This is a genomic window from Paenibacillus hexagrammi (genome assembly GCF_021513275.1).
Classification (GTDB): Bacteria; Bacillota; Bacilli; order Paenibacillales; family NBRC-103111; genus Paenibacillus_E; species Paenibacillus_E hexagrammi.
This window is the reverse complement of sequence record NZ_CP090978.1, coordinates 2413170-2429972: the sequence shown is the minus strand read 5'-3', so window position 1 is coordinate 2429972 and position 16803 is coordinate 2413170. Positions and strand designations below refer to the sequence as shown.

Genomic DNA, 16803 nt, shown 5'->3' with positions numbered 1-16803 from the left:
CCTGTAATCATATTTAGGCATACTTTGCGCTGAAATAGATTAGCGACGGTCGCCACCATCTTAGCCGTCGTAAGAGGCGGCATAGAGTATGGCTAAGTTGCAATGAGAGGAATCAGGTTTTTGATTCGACTCAATACTCTCATGGCCAGAATCCATGGATCTAATGCAGCGTGTGAGTAATAGATATGCGAGCCGGTAAGTGATACTCATTTGATAATGCTGCGATCTCATCAATTTTCTCCAATTGGTTAGGAAACTCAAGGAAACCGGGTATTTCACTAAAAAAGCGTACTTCGGACATTTTTCCACTCCTACTATGGGCTGTTTTCGATATAGGGATCTCTTAACTGCTTGCGCTGGTGTAGCTCCTTATGGCTATATTCCACAGCTTCGAGACCAGGTATAAGAACAAGAAGGGGGATGCGACAGCCCATATGATCAAATATATTTTCATATGACCTGCTAGCAGCATCGGAGGAAAATTGGAAATCGCGAAGATAGGCAGAATGAATGTGCCTATTCGTTGAAACCATTTCGGAAAAATAACCATTGGCATAGTGTTAAAGTCCCATGCCCGGTCCGCAAGCCCAATAAGCGCTTTCGTCTCTACAACCCAGAACGACAATAATTGCGGCAACAGAAACAACGCATAAGACATTACAATTCCACAAATGATTAATGCCAGATAACCGATCAAATTATAAGCGTCTATCTCACCTCCTATCCGGCTACAAGCAATGATGACCATAACAATTCCGCCTATCAAGTTAGACATCGCCAGCGCGAAATTAGACTTCCTTAATGTCACTAGAAACTGCGTGGAGATAGGCTTTGTTATAAACATATCGAGGGTCCCGTTCTTGACATGCCCTGGAATCTCATAGAAGTTAATCATGATGAACCCCGTATAGAATGCCGTTACGATAGAGAACGTCCCCACATATAGCATCATGTGATCCGGCGAATACCCGTTGATCGTAACGTCAACATTGTATAAGACGACAAGGTACATGATCTTCGTAAAGAGAAATCCACTTTCGACAATAAACCCGACAAAGAAGTTGGATCGATACTCCAGCTGCGAGATCAGATTGATTTTCAACAAATGGTAGTATACCCGAATATACTTTCGCAAGCTTTTAGCCAACGAACTCATTTAACCACCTACTGCTACATATTTTTTCATTCCCATCCTCCACAAGCCAGCCGATAACACGCCGAATATGCAGATCCAGATGAGCTGAACCACGATTCCTTCCACGATGGTATTACCGATTACCTTGCCTGTAAGCACGTTTAACGAAAAGTAAGCGGTATATGTAAAGGGGAGATATTCCATCACGCGCAGCCAGCGTTCACCGAAGATATCCAGCGGAAAAATGGCACCACTTAGAATAAGCGTCAAAAGGTTAATCCCCCAGAATAACATCGACACGTCTAGCATCCAAAAGGCGATCGTGCTAACGCAGTAAAAGATTAGAAAATTCAACACGGCTGATAGGAATAAAGGAAGCAGCGCTAGAAAGGGCAAACTCATTTCCATTTGGAAATTTAACGCATATTTGCTAGTCAATAGCATGGCCGCAACAATAAGAAGCAGAAATGCTATTTGGGAAATCTTCTGTCCGATAAAACAGAACACACGGTACTGGAAGTAACCGATAGGCTGTACTAAAAACTTACTCAGTCCTCCATCCTTAATATCCGCTGCAATCACATTCTCGAATCCGGTCGATAACAGCTTCGCGACCACGCCGGCTAATATAGTGTACGTGATCAACTGTTCATACGTATAACCGTAAACGTTATCGCTACTCGAGCTATTAAAAATAACCGTCCATAGAAAACACTGTATTACCACAGCGAAGATTCCACTGAGCATATCAATGAAAAAATCCGTTCTGTACTCCATCGAGTTTTGTAATCCAAGGAGAGACTTCATGTATTTTTTGTACACGGCCATCACCTATGAGTCCCCTCTTTCATAGAGTAATCTTATGCCTTCCTCGATCGGGATATCGCCGATATTGAAGTCCGATATAGGGAGAACTTCAAGCATAGCCCTTAGGTGCGCTTTCTGTTTGTCCCTATCAATCTCGATCGTGGCGCTGTAGGAATCGAAATCGATAATCGTTCCATAGTTTGTTAGGGCGTCTCTCGTTATAGAATCCGAAAATTGTAAATTCAGCCGCTTTTTTTGATTGAAAAGCTCATTTACCTTGTCAAGTTCACCGTCGTACGCGATTACACCCTCGTTAATGACGATTAGCCTGCTGCATAGCTCCTCGATATCCTCCATATAGTGACTCGTTAAGATGATGGTCGTCTTTTCCTTCCTATTGTATTCTTTTATAGAGTCCCTGAGCTTCTTCTGTGAGATGATGTCGAGCCCAATCGTTGGTTCATCTAAGAAGAGGATTTTGGGCTTATGAATAAGAGCTGCTATTAGCTCCAGCTTCATTCGTTCACCCAAGGAAAGTCTCCTTACTTGAACATTCAGTAACTCCTTCACGTCCAGCAAATCCGTTAAATCACTAACTGATTGCCTAAAGGCGGCTTCCTCGATTTCGTATATGTATTTATTCAAATTCAGCGATTCAATCGCAGGGAGGTCCCACCACAGTTGGCTTTTTTGTCCCATAACGATCGAAAACTGCTGTTTTAATTTCTTCTTCCTCTCCCATGGCACATACCCCGCCACTTTTGCTTCACCGCTGGTGGGATACATTATGCCAGATAACATTTTTAGGGTTGTCGTCTTACCGGCACCATTGGGTCCCAGAAAACCGACGATCTCACCTTCATCTATCGAGAACGTAATATTTTTGACGGCATGCTTGACAAGCCTCTCACGGCGAAACAGGTTGGAAACAGAGGATTTTAACCCTGGCTCTTTTTTGTGGTACGTAAATTGCTTGGATAGATTGTTAACGTCTATTAACATTCACTTTCCCCTTTCTTAAGGCCGTCCAGCAGCCAGCGCAGTTTGCGCTGAGTCAGACATAGCGATACCGTGCCTCCTCAAGCCATTGAAACGAACCACGTTCCAGATGATTCGTAGCGCTTGTACGGCACAATACAATCCGGAAGCTCATGGTGGATCTTTCGGCACTGAGTACAGAGCATATGCCGGATGATAAAAAGACGATCTTCGTCGTTTTCGTCAACATGCTTCGCTTGCGGTTTGACCTTTATCTTCTTTAGCGATAAAGGTATATGGTTTGGTAGCGTTCAAACATGTGCCGATCCCGTTCTTGTTTCAGACGCTTATCTAATTCCTCTTGATCTGATTTCTGGATTTCCATGACCATCACTCGTCTCGTTTTTTCTTCTCTACTTCGACGTCTGTGATGAAGGATCCATTCCATGATTCAAAAAAACTTTAGTTGAACTTATATAGCTACTATCTGGCTTTGGAAAATTAGAATTTTGGAAACCGTTGTAATAATTTTTCCAAGGTTTCTCTTTCTTCCTGCTCTATAAATCGAAGTTTTTCCATAATCCTAATGATAGAATCGTTACGACCTTCAATAAAATACCTGAGAAATAAATTCCTAGAAACCAAGGACTGCTTTTCGATTTCGACATATTTATTTTTCAAATCATTGGATGGAGCAATATAATCATTTTCAGCTAAATAGGATAGCCGTAGAAGCATAATATTTTTATGATTCCATAATACGTGGAAAGCCCTAGGGTCCCATGGAGCTTCTTTAAGTTGCAATGCCTCCAAATAGGAGTTGAGAAAAGGGTATATCTCCATACCGAAAACCCATCCAAAATTCCCAAACCAATTTTCCCCCGGCAGCCTATACCTCAAATATGTTTTTTTGAATTAAGGTAATCAACCAGTTGCTCCACTAAAAAATCCACTTGAAAGGTATAATCTTTCTGAATCAAGTATTTATTGTCCTGTCGAAGATTAATGATTTCTATACCAGATAAGTAATCTTTCTTTCCAGTTTCTATAATCCGATTGTAGCCTTTTTCAATCTGCTCAAAAGAGATTTCCTTGTACTGATACTTTCCAAATTGGAAATTATCTGCTGCGTAAAATACTTTTCTATCAAGATCAAAGCCGAATATGAAAATATCGTGTTCACCTTTGATATCATATGAAGGAATTTGCGAGACATCCACCATAAAAAATGAGTAAAAACCCGACTCGATCATTTCTATGAGAAAATTAACGATAGAGTCCCATTTCAGGAGCACTATATCTCTCCCGATTCTTTGGTAATAGATCCACGGACATGTTTTCCATAAAGTATAGTTATAATAATCAAGTCTTAAATTATCAAAAAGCTTCATGGTATGTAACTGTACATAGTTATTAAGTATCCAGGGCATAGATTCGGGAATGTTAAGAATGACTGACTGAAGATTAGCGTGATACGGATAGGCATCAACAATAGGCTTGCTTAATGGCAGCACTTTATTACGCATGGCTTTCACTCCTTAAGGAACAATTGAATTTACATTCCACTTTAAAATGCCTCAAAGCATTCTCCTCCCCTTGATTGATAGTAAATAGGAGTTATTTAGAGGGGATAAAGAGTTTGAGAAAATCAAGCTCGCCAAAGCTTTACGGACATTGTCTTGCACGAAGTCAAGTAATTCGCTGTTCCCGGTTCATCGTATTCTGCTTTATCTTATCGCGGGCTGGATGCAAAGCCTCGGCATGTGGCGATCATTCGTAAGACACAAATCATTGATGACGGTCAAGCCCGAATGGTGTTCGATTAAGACTGGAAATACGAATCGATCGTCACTAATTTCAATTGGGAGCCGATTGATCTATGGCTCTTCTACTGCTGCATGGAAAACTACATCAAAGAAGCAAAGGACAGCTTCTCCATCGATCGAACTGCAACAAGCGACTTTGAGGCCAATGAACTCGACTTTAAACTGCTTGCGTTTAATCTGTTCGAGCACTTCAAGCGAGATTGCTGAGAAACGGTTCATAAAGGATACACGATCGCACGATTCAGGTTGGAGTTCTTCCATTGTGCCGCAACGATTATTCAGCACAAGCTGGCGAAAAACTTTGCTTACCGGTACGTTTGGAAACGTATTGCGACAATAGTCATAATGATAGTATGTAACCTTTCACAATCTAACATGGAAATCGCTAAGCCCCTTGGTTGGGGAGAGGGAACGACTAACCACATGTGGACAATATCTTCAATTCTTTCTGAAAAAGCCCCTGTTCATTAATATAGCAATTGCAATTCACTCTTCATATTCAGCCTTTGATATAGAGGTCTTTGGTAATTTTGGTTTAAACTATATTAACTCCAAAAAACTACAAAGGATTAATCTGAGTGGGAAATTACTATTTCACATAAAATTAAATTAGTTAAAACGTTTGTATAATAAAATACTAAATTACAATATTAACCATGTCAAGGAATACTTCGATTTTTTGATGAGGGTTTATGCAAAAAGACTTCATCCCACCATGTAGAAGTTTTAAAGTGATCAAACATGACACGCCTGTTGATTATCAAGAAATTGGGATTTCAACAATCACCAAATAAGTTCTGCCTGAGAAGCGTTAGCCCAACTATCCAGATGTCTGGCAACCGATCAAGTAACAACAGGCGAGAGAACTAAGCGAATGTGAGTTTGATATGTTTTGGAACAATTGAACATCCTCCATCAAACAAGGCTATTAAAGCCGCATAGAGTTTACAATAGACCGCATTTTCGGATGTTTCGAATAAGGTGGGAATATTTAAATGTTGTTTGATCCAACGAAAGAAAAATTCAACCTGCCAACGAGCTTTGTAAATGGCGGCGACTTCTTCAGCCGAAATGGTCCTGAATCGGTGGCAACTCGAATTTCATGGCCGTGACCATCCTGAAAGGTCACAACGCGATGTCTTTTCTGAGAACGGCATTATGGCGTACCCAACTGACAGGTTATATCACGGACTACAGAGGAATGTTCGATATTGTGCCGACGTAACTGTGAAGTGAAAATAAAGACTGGGATCATTATTCTTACGTGATTTATGAATTGAGCATTTTGCATAAACCCCAGCCCTTGCTGCACAAGGATTTTCAGACATAAAAAAGGGACTTCACCCCGACTTGGAGAAGTTTTCAAGCGACCAAACCCGAAAACAACCAAGGAAGTGAAGTCACTTGTATATTCTCCAAGAAAGTCTATTTTCCTTTGAAGAGCTGCAAAAACTTGAATCCAGAGATCGATTGCCGATCTTCTTCGGAACCTTGGATTTACGTCCCTATGCCAAGGAATTAAGTGTTCCGTCCCCCAGGAGCCGATGGACACTGCCGGCAAGGCATTCTTCGTGCCCTGCTCGCAGCACCGTTAGAAAACATCGACACGTTTACCGGCCTGCATCGTCGGTTAGACATGGATCTTCGTTTCCGCTAACAATGCGGGTTACGACTTGATCGAAAGGCACCATCTATTGCCACTTTAAGCCGTGTCTTTGCTCAGATAACGAACAAAGGATTGGCGAAACGGCTGTTTGAGGATTTGGTTGCACGTTGCAAGGAAGAAGGAATCGTCATAGGCGATCACGTCGCCATTGACAGTGCAGCATTTCATGCCTACGAAAAGAAAGTGCCGAAACGGAAAAGTGAGCTGACCGACAACGCAAACTGGGTGAGAAGTTTGATTCGTTTGGAAACAAGGTCAAGTGGTTTGGCTACAAGATTCATCTTGCCGTCGATACAGCAAGTGAATTGCCGATGGCGCTCTCCGTTACACTGGCTCATGTCAATGACGGCGATATGGCTCCAACACTCATCGAACAAGTGACTGCGGGCACAAAGGTGAAGTTCTTTATGCTAGATGCAGGTTATGATCAGCTTAAAAACTACGAAGCAGCACGAAACGTAAAGGCGCAGGCCATTATTCCGATGAATCTTCGCAACGAAAAGGAACCGCCTGCGGGTATGACATCTAGTAGCACATACAACAAAAGAACAAGCGTAGAACGATGCAACTCCAGGTTAAAAACCTATCTAACCGCAGATGCCATGCACGTCTGGGGTATTCAGAAGGTGACCACTCACCAGTACCTGAACGCCATTGTATTATTAGCATCTGCATTAGCGATGGCCCGAAAGTCTAGAGAAGCCGCAGCTTAAATTTTTGTTTAAGCGAAAATTCTGTAGGTCTGCCCATTTTTGAAAATGAAGTTGATCTAGTTAAATCTTTGGTTTAATACGTCCCAGAATTCTTCTGCCTAAATTTCATAAACAGAATTATGCAAAATGCTCAATTGTATAAACGTCAGCTTTTGAAAAATAAGTTATAGACTGAACCACTAGTGTTGCATTAATTTTCTCTGAATGTTCACAATATTCTGACTTTATTAAATCCAAGCACAAAAAAATCCTTTACAATGGAATGGCAGGTAGTTCCTGTCCATAATCCACTGAAAAGGATCAGCTCATGGACAAGGATACCCTATTTTCTTCATTTGGTAAATGGCTAGAGCCAATTTGTTCCAAAACGTTCAAAGAGCATATCGCTGAGACTCATCAAGATAAGTATGTGAAAAAACTAACGACACCGGCCTACCTAAAGTTATTCCTACACGCTCAGTTGCAGCAACGCGTGTTGGATCGCGAGAAATCGCTGATGATGTTCTTTCGGAAGAATTCCAAAAGGAACTCGGGCTTGAATCGATTTCAGCGGCGCAACTAAGTCGCAAACATAATCAGGTAGACTCCGCCTTGCTGGAGCAACTCTTTGCACAGCTCATCGTCCGAACTCTTAAACAAGCAAATCTCACGAAATATCGAAATGACTTTAAAATCATTGATTCAACCACAGTTGGACTTTGTTTGCAAAAGGACGATCTGTCTGGTCAGGGCGATGCGGCGATGGACTACTCAGTACTGCTTTGGCCACTAAGGCATGATTCGTCATGGCCGATATGGCGGGAGAAGGTGCTGGACGGAGCAGGGACTGCGGTCGTCGAGCGGTTGGAACTGTTTTTTCGGGCGAAGCTGCTCGACAACGTCATCGACGTGCTGGCCGATTTTGTCGAGGCGGAGCAGGTGCCGGAGCATCGGGAGGAAGCCCAGCGCAAGGCCAAGGCCGTTCATCTTCACTCATATCCGCAGTATCTCGCTAAATATGCGTCGGATAAAGCGCCCGCACCGCGCTGTCACCTGCTAGTTGGTGCCCAAAGAAAATACTTTATTTTTTTATCTAACAATTGGGGAAATCAATTTGACTTAAGCGATTGGTTTACGAATTAGCCTAATTCTATCGCCTAACGTAGATGCCATCCTCATCTCCCTTTCATAAAAAAAATATCCTGATGAAGTATTTATCATCGAGACTTTTCTGAGGGGTACTTTCCGAGTTTCTTAACTACTTTCCAATATTCTTTACTACTTTCCGAGCTTTTTACATCGGGACACCGATATCATTTATCAGAAAGTGAACTGAACCATTACCACTAGTCATAAGATAAGCTTATCTCTGACTTTAGTCTTCTTTTGAATAGCATAATTTCAATGATCTCTTTTTTATCATAATCGTTAAGGCCTCTAAAAACATCTATTAACTTTTTATCATAGTTGTCTTCATATGTCGTCCCATCTTCTGCAGTGACACCGATTAATAACCAGTTAAGGTTTACGTTATATTGTGTTCGGATTGAGATAAGCGTTTCTGCAGAGGGATTACTATTTCCCATTTCAATTTCGCTGAGGTTCCCTTGAGAAATCCCTATACTCTTTGCAAACTGAATTTGGTTAGATTATTCTCTTTTCGGATACATTTGATTCTATAGCCAATGCCACTCATCAGTTTCACCACCGATCATGAAGTCGCGTGAATATTAACTTCTACACAAATTAAAAGGGAGCGCCGAATTATTCCCCTCGGGCTCCCTTCTAGATGTCCAATCATCTTGCTTATCAGTTCTACACATCTTTTACTGGTTCCATAGATCTTTTACTAGTTCCAGACATCTTTTACTGGTTCCAGATATCTTTATCACCAGACACGAATTCCGCAGTAAGTTTTAACTGGCAGGTGTCCTAGGCATTTTTCGCAGCAAAACTAGGCACTTTTCACTTGCAAAAAACAAGTGCATCTTTTACTTCCATGGCTTCACCTCCTTTCGAAGGGAAACCGCGCCCACCCAAAATTCAATTGTACTTTCCTAGTTTACCACATATATCCACTAATTGATAGAATGTTTGTTCGGTTTCGATATTATATGGTTTGCCGGAATTTCCTATAACGTTATTGTATTCGTGAACTCTCACTGGCTTAAGGGGCGCTAGCCCCGGGTCGACGGACTTAGCCAGTGCAGGGTTGTCTGCTGATTCTGCTTCTCTGAAAAACCTCTGCAGACCATGGGCAGTAAGGCCCGCAGCGTGAATACGGTGTTAGATGAAGTTCATCCGCTTCTTCGAATTATCCCATTAAAAATCCTCGGTTTATGTATTAGTAATTTTTTTATAAGTTCTTCACCAAATATTGTAATGCTATGTTCCCATGGATGACCTAAAAAACCAAAACTAAAATCTTTCCTTAAGAACAAGTAATAATCTCCATCAGGGTAAAATGAAATACTTGGGATTGTGTCTTGTAAATATGGAGAATAAAGAAACGATTCATGCTGCCAATCAAGAGCATAAATGTATTCTTCTGGTTCTAAACAGGATCTTAAAGCAGCTTTATAGATCTCTTCTAATTCATCAATATCTTCGTTATTGTAGTTCTTCGTTAATTCAAAAGTTACATAAGGTAAATTAATAGTAAATGATGGCCAGTTCTGAGGATCTATACTTGGTTTGAACGAAAAGTCTTTATAGAATTTATCCCATACTCTTCTGTATTCATCATCACGTAATGAAATCCAATTATTCATTGGTATACCTCTTGTTTTAATATGTTTTGGATGAATCTCATCTAACGTTGTTGTATTCATGACGCCTCACCGACTTAAAGCCCGAAGGGCTGGCTGCGATGCGGTTAGTCGGTGCAGGTGTGTCTGCTGAGAATGGTTCCTCGAAACCCTTCTTGCAGACCAAGCTCCGTAGGAGCCGCCGCGGGAAAAACGGTGTTATCTGATGGGACGGCTTCTTCGAATAAACTTTTGCAATTTTTCTTAATTCTTCTCATCAAGTTGTTTTGAATATCTCAATTGGATTAATTCTTTTTCTCTTGTAATTGTTCTCTCTAATCCATCATTTATAAAATCCAAATGCTCGTAGAAACCCTTCGCATTTGTATTCTCTTTAAGGACCCATAAGGAAACATTAGAATATCCTGCTGTAACCGGTAAAATGGAGTCAACAGAAAACAACAAATAAGAATGAACACTCTTTCCATCTCATACCCCACCCTATTAAAATCATCTTAGATCATAAAGATTAGGGTGAGGAAGAGATATGAGGCGCTTAGAGAGGTGGCATATGTACTTCTCCATACTCGGAATGAAGGAGCAGGGCTTAAAGATCACACAAATTGCACGAAAGCTAGAGGTATCCAGAAATACGGTGTACAAGTTCTTGGAAATGAATCCAGATGAATTTAGTAAATATTTGGAACAACTGGAGACTAGACAAAAGAAGTTAGATGGATATGAATCGTCCATTCTACAATGGTTGCGGGAATATCCCGACCTGTCGGCTGCTCAAATTCACGACTGGCTCAAGGAACGGTTTCAGGTGCAGAACATTTCAGAGGGAACAGTGCGAAACTACGTAAGGGACCTTCGGAAAAAGTACAACATCCCCAAAGTCATGCAAGCCAGACAATACGAGGCTGTACAAGATCCTCCTCCGGGTTATCAGCTACAAGTAGACTTCGGGGAAACAAAGCTCCGGAATCTTCAGGGAAATTTGGTGCGGTTGTGGTTCATGGGATTCGTCTTGTCCCATTCCAGGCATAAATATGTACAGTGGTTGGACCGTCCCTTTACTACGAAGGATGTGGTGGATATGCATGAGGAAGCGTTCGCATTCTTCGGTGGGATCCGCAGGAGATTGTTTACGACCAGGACCATCTGCTTCTTACCAGCGAGAATCATGGAGATTTGTTATTCACGCATGAGTTTGCAAGTTATGTTAAGCAGCGGGATTTTCGAATCCGAATGTGCAGGAAACAAGATCCTGAAAGTAAAGGCCGCATCGAAAATGTAGTCAAGTATGTAAAGCGAAACTTCGCAAGGCATCGCCTCTTCGCTAACCTAGACAGGCTCAATGAAGACTGTGTAGCTTGGCTCCATCGCACGGGAAATGCCAAGATCCATCACACCACTAAAAAAATACCGGCCGAAGTCTATGCTCTTGAAAAAGAGCACCTCCGCCCGGTCCACACAAAAATAAACTCGCTACCACCAAGTATAACAAGGACCGTTCGGAAGGACAACACCATTTGGTATGAAGGAAACCGGTATTCAGTTCCGCTTGGAACCTATGACGGGACAGACAAGCAAGTGAGTATTCAGGTTACGGAAATGGGGCGCCTAGCGATTCGAGATCTGGACAGCGGGCAACTATTGGCCGAACATCCACTGGCCACAGGCAATGGACAACTCGTTCAGAACACCAATCACAAACGAGATCGAACGAAGGGCATTGCAGCCTACATCCAAACCGTAGCGGAAGCATTCCCAGACCCAACAGCGGCTAGCCCCTTCCTAAACGAGATTTACAACCGTAAGCCCCGGTACATTAGGGACCAATTACAGCTCATTCAGCGTGCTTTGGAGCCCGCAGAGCCGGATGCTGTAACGAAGGCTTTGGGTTACTGTATCAAACACCGTTTGTATCGGGCAACCGACTTTGCTGATGCAGTGGAGCATTACAAGAGGCCGAGACCACCGGAAATTCCCTCAGAAGCTCCTCTAAAACTGCTAAGCGATCAAGATCAGTCCAAGCGTAAAGTCAAGCCCCAAATTCGGGAGTTCGACGCCTACAAGGCCATTCTTACGGGGGGACAGCGATGAATGAAGTGACTGTAGAACTTAGACAAGCACTACGAAATCTCAATCTAACGGAAGCGGCTCAGGTCATCGAGCAAACATTAATGGAAGCGGACTCCAAGGAATGGACCTGCCGCCAATTCTTGCAATGGCTCCTGCAGTACGAAATGAACCGCCGCGAAGAAAAGCAACTCGCCAAACGGTTTCGCTGGGCTCTGTTTCCGGAGATTAAGAGGCTCGACGACTTCATGCTAGAGGAGCAGCAGTCGCTCAGCAGACGGCAGTTTAACCAACTAAGAGAGCTACTTTGGCTCGAGCAAAACTACAATCTAATTTTTCTGGGGCCGCCGGGCGTGGGAAAAACCCATTTGGCCATAGGTCTTGGCGTGGAAGCATTGAAAAAAGGGTACCGGGTCAGTTTTATTACGATGGACGGTCTCATTCAATTATTGAAAACGGAGACCATATCAAGGGTCTCTGGGTCCAAGCTCAAACGGCTATACCGATCCCAACTTGTGATCATGGATGACTTGATGTTTATGGCCATGGACCGTTATGAAGCCAACTTATTCTTTCAGTTTATAAACAAGTTATATGGGCAATCCTCGATCATCTTGACCTCCAATAAGGGTCCGGATGATTGGGGAGAGCTACTAGGCGATCCTGCCATCACCACAGCAATCCTGGACAGAATTCTGCATAAAAGTGAAATCATCCAGCTCCAAGGGGACAGCTATCGGTTGAAGCATCGACAGACCATTTTCAGCTAAAACTGTTCAAACTTATTTATCGAAAAATGCTCAAATGGACTTGACGGTTACACCTGCTTCTTGTAGCCTATTAATCCCCCAAGTAATTAGCTTCTTTCCGTACCCGTTCCCCCAGTAGCTCTTTAATGTATAAAAGTTATAAATCTCTCCATATGTATTATCTAAATCGGTATCTTTACTATTTCCAAATTCTATATAGCCAGCAACTTTATTATTTACTAAAAGAATTGCAGTAGTTTTGGCATCTTCTTGTAATGCTCTTTTATAGTGTGACTGTCGTTTTTCAATAGAAAAAGCATCTAAATAGGTATCTGGGATAATGCCCGAATAAGACTCACGATAAGATTCTGAACTAACCAAACCTAGTTGGTACCAATCTTGATAATCTGCCCATCTAATCATCAATTCGCTCATAGCGATCTCCTTTAACAAGCATATCAATACAGCCCGCAGCGTGAATACGGTGTTATCTGCTGTCTTTGCCTTCCTCGAGTTCCTTTCACACTCTATTTCACTGTAAAATCATACATTTTTGAAGTTAATTTCTGATTTTTGTTACCCTCTTCATCTTTAACACTAAATTCTGCAACTGCTTTTACTTTGTAATGGCCTGGCTTCTTTATAGTGAATTGATAAAACTCTTTACTTCGTTGTTTCTCACCATTGTTTCTATAAACTTCACCAGCACCAAGACTCGTATCATATCCAATGTCATTTACAACTAACATTTGATCACTTACCGGAACAACATTCCCATATTCATCAAATATCTTATAAGTAAATAATCCGGCTCCGAACGATATTTCAATAGATTGACTTGTATTGTTTCTAAGATATCCATGTATTTCAAAGGGCTGATTGATTTTTACGTCCTCTATCTGATCAATTCCAACATTAAACATGCCCTCATTTGACTTGATTGTCTTGTTGCAACCTGTTAATATGCTTAAAAAAAGTGTTGTTAATACTATTCTCTTAAAAATAAAAGCTCCCATGAATATACTCTCACTCCAATCTGCAAGGATTTCCAATTTCGTTCTTGTATTTACGAACCCGAGAGGCTTAAAGGAGCGGAGCGACTGGGTCCGTCAGGACTTAGCCTCGCAGGGTTGTCTGCTGAATCCACTTCTCCGAAAAACCTCTGCAGACCCAGGGCCGTAAGGCCCGCCGTGTGAATACGGTGTTATAGGATGTTCCGGTCTTCTTTGAGCTTCTACAAAATAATCTTTAATAAATGGTTTAAATAGTCTATTCAAGTTCTTCAAGTTTAGCATTTTAATTTATACGGGTTTTCAGCAATTTCAATTTATGTTATGATCGATATAAGAAAACCGAGTGCTGCGAACACTCGGCTATACAATCGGCTTGGATGGGTTCCCCTTCTAGGCTAAATGGATAAAACCCACCTTCGGCCGCTAACCTTGGGGTGGGTTTTTACTTTCTCTTGTTGTTCAAATTTATGTAAGTTAAAAGTGCTAGAATGAACATTCCAAATAGGAACATAATCTGCAATGCATCTTTAACCTCCAAGGCCTCACCTCCTTTCGAAGGGAAACCATGCCCACCCAAGATTCAATTGTACTTTCCTATTTTACCACATCTATCCACTAATTGATAGAATGTTTGTTCGGTTTCGATATTATATGGTTTGCTGGAATTTCCCATTACGTTTTGCATTCACGAACCCTCACCGACTTAAGGCCATCAGGCCGGGCGCGACCGCGCTTAGTCGGTGCAGGGTTGTCCGCTGAAATCTCTTCCCGAAATCCCCCTTGCGAACCGAGGAGCCGCTAGGCTCCGATGCGTGAATGCGGTGTTATACGCAATTACTGCCATCTTTGAATCACTTACAAAATATGCACTTTCCATCTTCAATTCTTATTAGATTACGATCTATCATTAATTCATAATCCTTTAATAAATCTTCTTTATTCTCATATCGATAGTCTATTCACGTTCTTATTCACGTTCTTATTCACGTTCTTATTCAAGTTCTTATTCAAGTTCTTATTCAAGTTTTTCAAGTTTAGCATTTTAATTTAAACGGGTTTTCAGCAATTTCAATTTATGTTATGATCGATATAGTAGAGTAAGACGGGGGATTACTCCCCGGACTCCTCATCAAACCGTGCATGCGGATTTCCCGCACACGGCTTTCCTTCGTCAGTTCCCCATCTTCAGGAGTGAGTCGTCTTCACCCGTCACCGGATTGCAAATTTCACTGCTGAATTAGAAACGTGTGGTGAGTAAGTTTGTTAGAAATACCATCCCTGCTTCTTCCAATACTTTGCAAAGAATAACTGCATCATCTGCATATCTGACCACAGCAAACCCCTTCTCCTTCATACTCCAGTCGAAATGATTCAGATATAGATTCGCAAGTAATGGACTGATGACCCCGCCTTGTGGGGACCCGACTAACGTTTCATGGAACTGATCATCTTCCATGACTCCTGCGGTGAGCCATCCGCGAATGAGCGTCAGCACTTTACCGTCGGTTATTCGTTCACGAACCTTTTCCATCAGCAGTTCATGCGGAATTTCATCGAAAAAGGATATAATGTCGAGGTCTACCACATAGTCGTATCCGCCGCGCTTTGCTCGTCGAATCGTGTTTATTGCTTGATGCGCAGAGTATCCAGGTCGGAAGCCAAAGCTGTAGTAGTAGAAGTCTTGCTCAAAGATCGGCTCGATGATTTGACGTACAGCCTGCTGGCATACGCGATCTCGGATTGTGGGAATGCCTAACGGTCTTAACTTCCCGTTTTCCTTCTCGATGAAATGTCGCCTGACAGGGTCGGGTTTGTACCGATCTTGTTGCAGTAGCCTTTGGATTTCCTTTAGGTTGATGCCTATGTTCTTCTCGAACATACCAATGCTTACCCCATCAATTCCGCCACTTCCTTGATTCTTCTTTACTGCCAGCCAGGCTTCATTCAGATTGTCCATTTGATATATTTTGTCGATCAGGGAGTAGTATCGTCGTTTCGGTTTCATTGGTGTTTCACCACCTTTACCTGCTACTCACCAAGCTGATCTTGTTCGCGCTACAGATGATCGATTCCTTACTCGTTCTACCTCATGCAACCGCGTGTTAGAAAAAAAATTTTTTTTTTCAATCGCTCCTGTTGCCTGAGGTGTACTCAGGTCGCCAGTTTGCCTCTATCCCCAAGCGCTATCTCGCTCTCGGCGGGACGCACCCTCTTGGTCATACCCTCTCTGGTTTAAGGCGCTTACGATCTCCACTCACTTGAACTCACAGTCTTTGACGAAGCACGTTCCCTTTGCCTCTGTCTTCCCTCTTTTGAAGTGGAAGCAGGTTATGCGACTAAGAATATTTTTTTTCCCCACGCGCATACTCATCCGAGTTTTCCCCTCTAGACTGTTACCAGCTTTCATCGGCTCAGACTTATTCGCTACTACGGAACGATCCGCCATCTCGCAGTTCATCGATTTGGCTTTCCCCTTAGGGTTATACCTTGCCTACCTCACACGCGTTTGCGCAGAGGAAACTACGAGACTTCCCTCAGTTATCTGCACATTCTGTTCCATCCATCCTGACCCTAATCACGTAGATGAGCCTTGCAGGTCATATCCCTTTCGCGCTTTCCTGCAAGATATGCCTATGGCATAGATTTCCCCGTTTTTCCGGCGGGTCATCCAACATCTCCGCCACCTCTGGTTCACCGCATTCCGGGCTGGACTTTGCCTGCAGGCCCTTCGGATTCCCCCTCGCGAGAGACACCCTGCCAATCCTTCTCCTACTGGAGTTAGGACTTCTGCTTCGGCTACGGCACTTTAAAGGGTAAAGTTACCGAGTGGATTTGAACCACTTAGATTGTGCGACTGTGAGGCGCACAGAAAAACCGAGTGCGGCTAACACTCGGCTATACATTTGGCTTGGATGGGGTTATCCCCTCTAGTCAAAAGGACAAAAACCCACCTTCGGCGCGGAAACCTTTGGGTGGGTTTTTACTTTCTCTTGTTGTTCAAGTTTATGTAAGTTAAAAGTGCAAGGATAAACATTCCAAATAGGAACATGATCTGAATTGCATCTCCAACCTCCATGGCCTCACCTCCTTTCGAAGGGAAACCAT

The 16803-nt window shown here is 42.5% G+C and carries 18 protein-coding genes and 3 pseudogenes; 7 read left to right on the top strand and 14 right to left on the bottom strand.

Translation table 11 applies throughout. The annotated features are described in order from the left end of the window. Nucleotides 1-343: 343 nt before the first annotated feature. The 6 genes from L0M14_RS10740 to L0M14_RS10720 form a co-directional block, all read right to left on the bottom strand. A complete protein-coding gene (locus L0M14_RS10740; protein WP_405030832.1) occupies nt 344-1156 on the bottom strand; it encodes an ABC transporter permease in 813 nt (270 codons plus the stop codon). Beyond that, nucleotides 1157-1963: an ABC transporter permease gene (locus L0M14_RS10735; RefSeq protein WP_235122087.1), complete on the bottom strand. Its 807-nt coding sequence runs from the start codon at nt 1961-1963 to the stop codon at nt 1157-1159. A 3-nt stretch (nt 1964-1966) separates the two neighbouring features. Further along, nucleotides 1967-2944, bottom strand: coding sequence for an ABC transporter ATP-binding protein (locus L0M14_RS10730; RefSeq protein ID WP_235122086.1), 978 nt, complete (start codon nt 2942-2944; stop codon nt 1967-1969). A gap of 77 nt (nt 2945-3021) precedes the next feature. Beyond that, nucleotides 3022-3126 carry a DUF6431 domain-containing protein gene (locus L0M14_RS31840; RefSeq protein WP_350340495.1) on the bottom strand — a complete coding sequence of 35 codons (105 nt, stop codon included), beginning with the start codon at nt 3124-3126 and terminating at the stop codon, nt 3022-3024. Between the two features lie 295 nt (nt 3127-3421). Next, the gene (locus tag L0M14_RS10725; protein WP_235122085.1) at nt 3422-3724 is read right to left on the bottom strand and encodes a hypothetical protein; all 303 of its coding nucleotides are present in this window, start codon (nt 3722-3724) and stop codon (nt 3422-3424) included. A gap of 92 nt (nt 3725-3816) precedes the next feature. Continuing rightward, on the bottom strand, nt 3817-4446 hold the full coding sequence (locus L0M14_RS10720; protein WP_235122084.1) for a hypothetical protein: 630 nt from the start codon (nt 4444-4446) through the stop codon (nt 3817-3819). A gap of 192 nt (nt 4447-4638) precedes the next feature. On the opposite strand from L0M14_RS10720, the pseudogene L0M14_RS31500 reads away from it, so the two are divergent. After that, nucleotides 4639-5094, top strand: a pseudogene (locus L0M14_RS31500) (transposase); the annotation flags it as partial. Nucleotides 5095-5675: 581 nt separating this feature from the next. On the opposite strand, the pseudogene L0M14_RS10715 reads toward L0M14_RS31500, so the two are convergent. After that, nucleotides 5676-5819, bottom strand: a pseudogene (locus tag L0M14_RS10715) (transposase); the annotation flags it as partial. 331 nt (nt 5820-6150) lie between these two features. Here L0M14_RS10715 and L0M14_RS10710 point away from each other — a divergent pair. From L0M14_RS10710 to L0M14_RS10705, 3 genes and pseudogenes are all read left to right on the top strand, one after another. Next, nucleotides 6151-7125: pseudogene (locus tag L0M14_RS10710) on the top strand (transposase). A gap of 307 nt (nt 7126-7432) precedes the next feature. Continuing rightward, nucleotides 7433-7687, top strand: a complete 255-nt coding sequence (locus L0M14_RS31835) for a DUF4372 domain-containing protein (protein WP_350340494.1) — start codon at nt 7433-7435, stop codon at nt 7685-7687. A 29-nt stretch (nt 7688-7716) separates the two neighbouring features. Beyond that, complete coding sequence (locus tag L0M14_RS10705) at nt 7717-8247, top strand: hypothetical protein (protein WP_235122083.1); 531 nt, start codon at nt 7717-7719, stop codon at nt 8245-8247. Nucleotides 8248-8450: 203 nt separating this feature from the next. Here L0M14_RS10705 and L0M14_RS31830 read toward each other — a convergent pair whose 3' ends face one another. Both L0M14_RS31830 and L0M14_RS10700 read right to left on the bottom strand, forming a co-directional pair. Beyond that, entirely contained in the window at nt 8451-8690 is a 240-nt protein-coding gene (locus L0M14_RS31830) for a hypothetical protein (RefSeq protein WP_350340493.1), read from the bottom strand. Between the two features lie 711 nt (nt 8691-9401). After that, complete coding sequence (locus L0M14_RS10700; protein ID WP_235122082.1) at nt 9402-9935, bottom strand: DUF2716 domain-containing protein; 534 nt, start codon at nt 9933-9935, stop codon at nt 9402-9404. A gap of 487 nt (nt 9936-10422) precedes the next feature. Between L0M14_RS10700 and L0M14_RS10695 the strand changes: the two genes are divergently transcribed. From L0M14_RS10695 to istB, 3 genes are read left to right on the top strand one after another with little or no spacing between them, the layout of a single operon-like run. Then, nucleotides 10423-11151 carry a helix-turn-helix domain-containing protein gene (locus tag L0M14_RS10695; protein WP_235122081.1) on the top strand — a complete coding sequence of 243 codons (729 nt, stop codon included), beginning with the start codon at nt 10423-10425 and terminating at the stop codon, nt 11149-11151. Continuing rightward, nucleotides 11103-11960: a Mu transposase domain-containing protein gene (locus L0M14_RS32220; protein ID WP_405030831.1), complete on the top strand. Its 858-nt coding sequence runs from the start codon at nt 11103-11105 to the stop codon at nt 11958-11960. Before L0M14_RS10695 ends, L0M14_RS32220 begins: the two co-directional genes overlap by 49 nt. Next, on the top strand, nt 11957-12706 hold the full coding sequence (gene istB / locus L0M14_RS10685; RefSeq protein WP_235117588.1) for an IS21-like element helper ATPase IstB: 750 nt from the start codon (nt 11957-11959) through the stop codon (nt 12704-12706). The genes L0M14_RS32220 and istB overlap by 4 nt, the downstream gene beginning before the upstream one ends. Nucleotides 12707-12736: 30 nt before the next feature. Here the strand turns inward: istB and L0M14_RS10680 are convergent, their stop codons facing one another. The 5 genes from L0M14_RS10680 to L0M14_RS10660 form a co-directional block, all read right to left on the bottom strand. After that, nucleotides 12737-13120, bottom strand: a complete 384-nt coding sequence (locus tag L0M14_RS10680) for a GNAT family N-acetyltransferase (protein WP_235122080.1) — start codon at nt 13118-13120, stop codon at nt 12737-12739. A gap of 92 nt (nt 13121-13212) precedes the next feature. After that, nucleotides 13213-13701: a hypothetical protein gene (locus L0M14_RS10675; RefSeq protein ID WP_235122079.1), complete on the bottom strand. Its 489-nt coding sequence runs from the start codon at nt 13699-13701 to the stop codon at nt 13213-13215. A 439-nt stretch (nt 13702-14140) separates the two neighbouring features. Beyond that, a complete protein-coding gene (gene comI, locus L0M14_RS31495; RefSeq protein ID WP_311198869.1) occupies nt 14141-14236 on the bottom strand; it encodes a competence inhibitor ComI in 96 nt (31 codons plus the stop codon). A gap of 699 nt (nt 14237-14935) precedes the next feature. After that, a complete protein-coding gene (gene ltrA / locus L0M14_RS10665; RefSeq protein WP_235122078.1) occupies nt 14936-15703 on the bottom strand; it encodes a group II intron reverse transcriptase/maturase in 768 nt (255 codons plus the stop codon). Nucleotides 15704-16678: 975 nt separating this feature from the next. After that, nucleotides 16679-16732 carry a hypothetical protein gene (locus tag L0M14_RS10660; RefSeq protein WP_235122871.1) on the bottom strand — a complete coding sequence of 18 codons (54 nt, stop codon included), beginning with the start codon at nt 16730-16732 and terminating at the stop codon, nt 16679-16681. Nucleotides 16733-16803 lie beyond the last annotated feature (71 nt).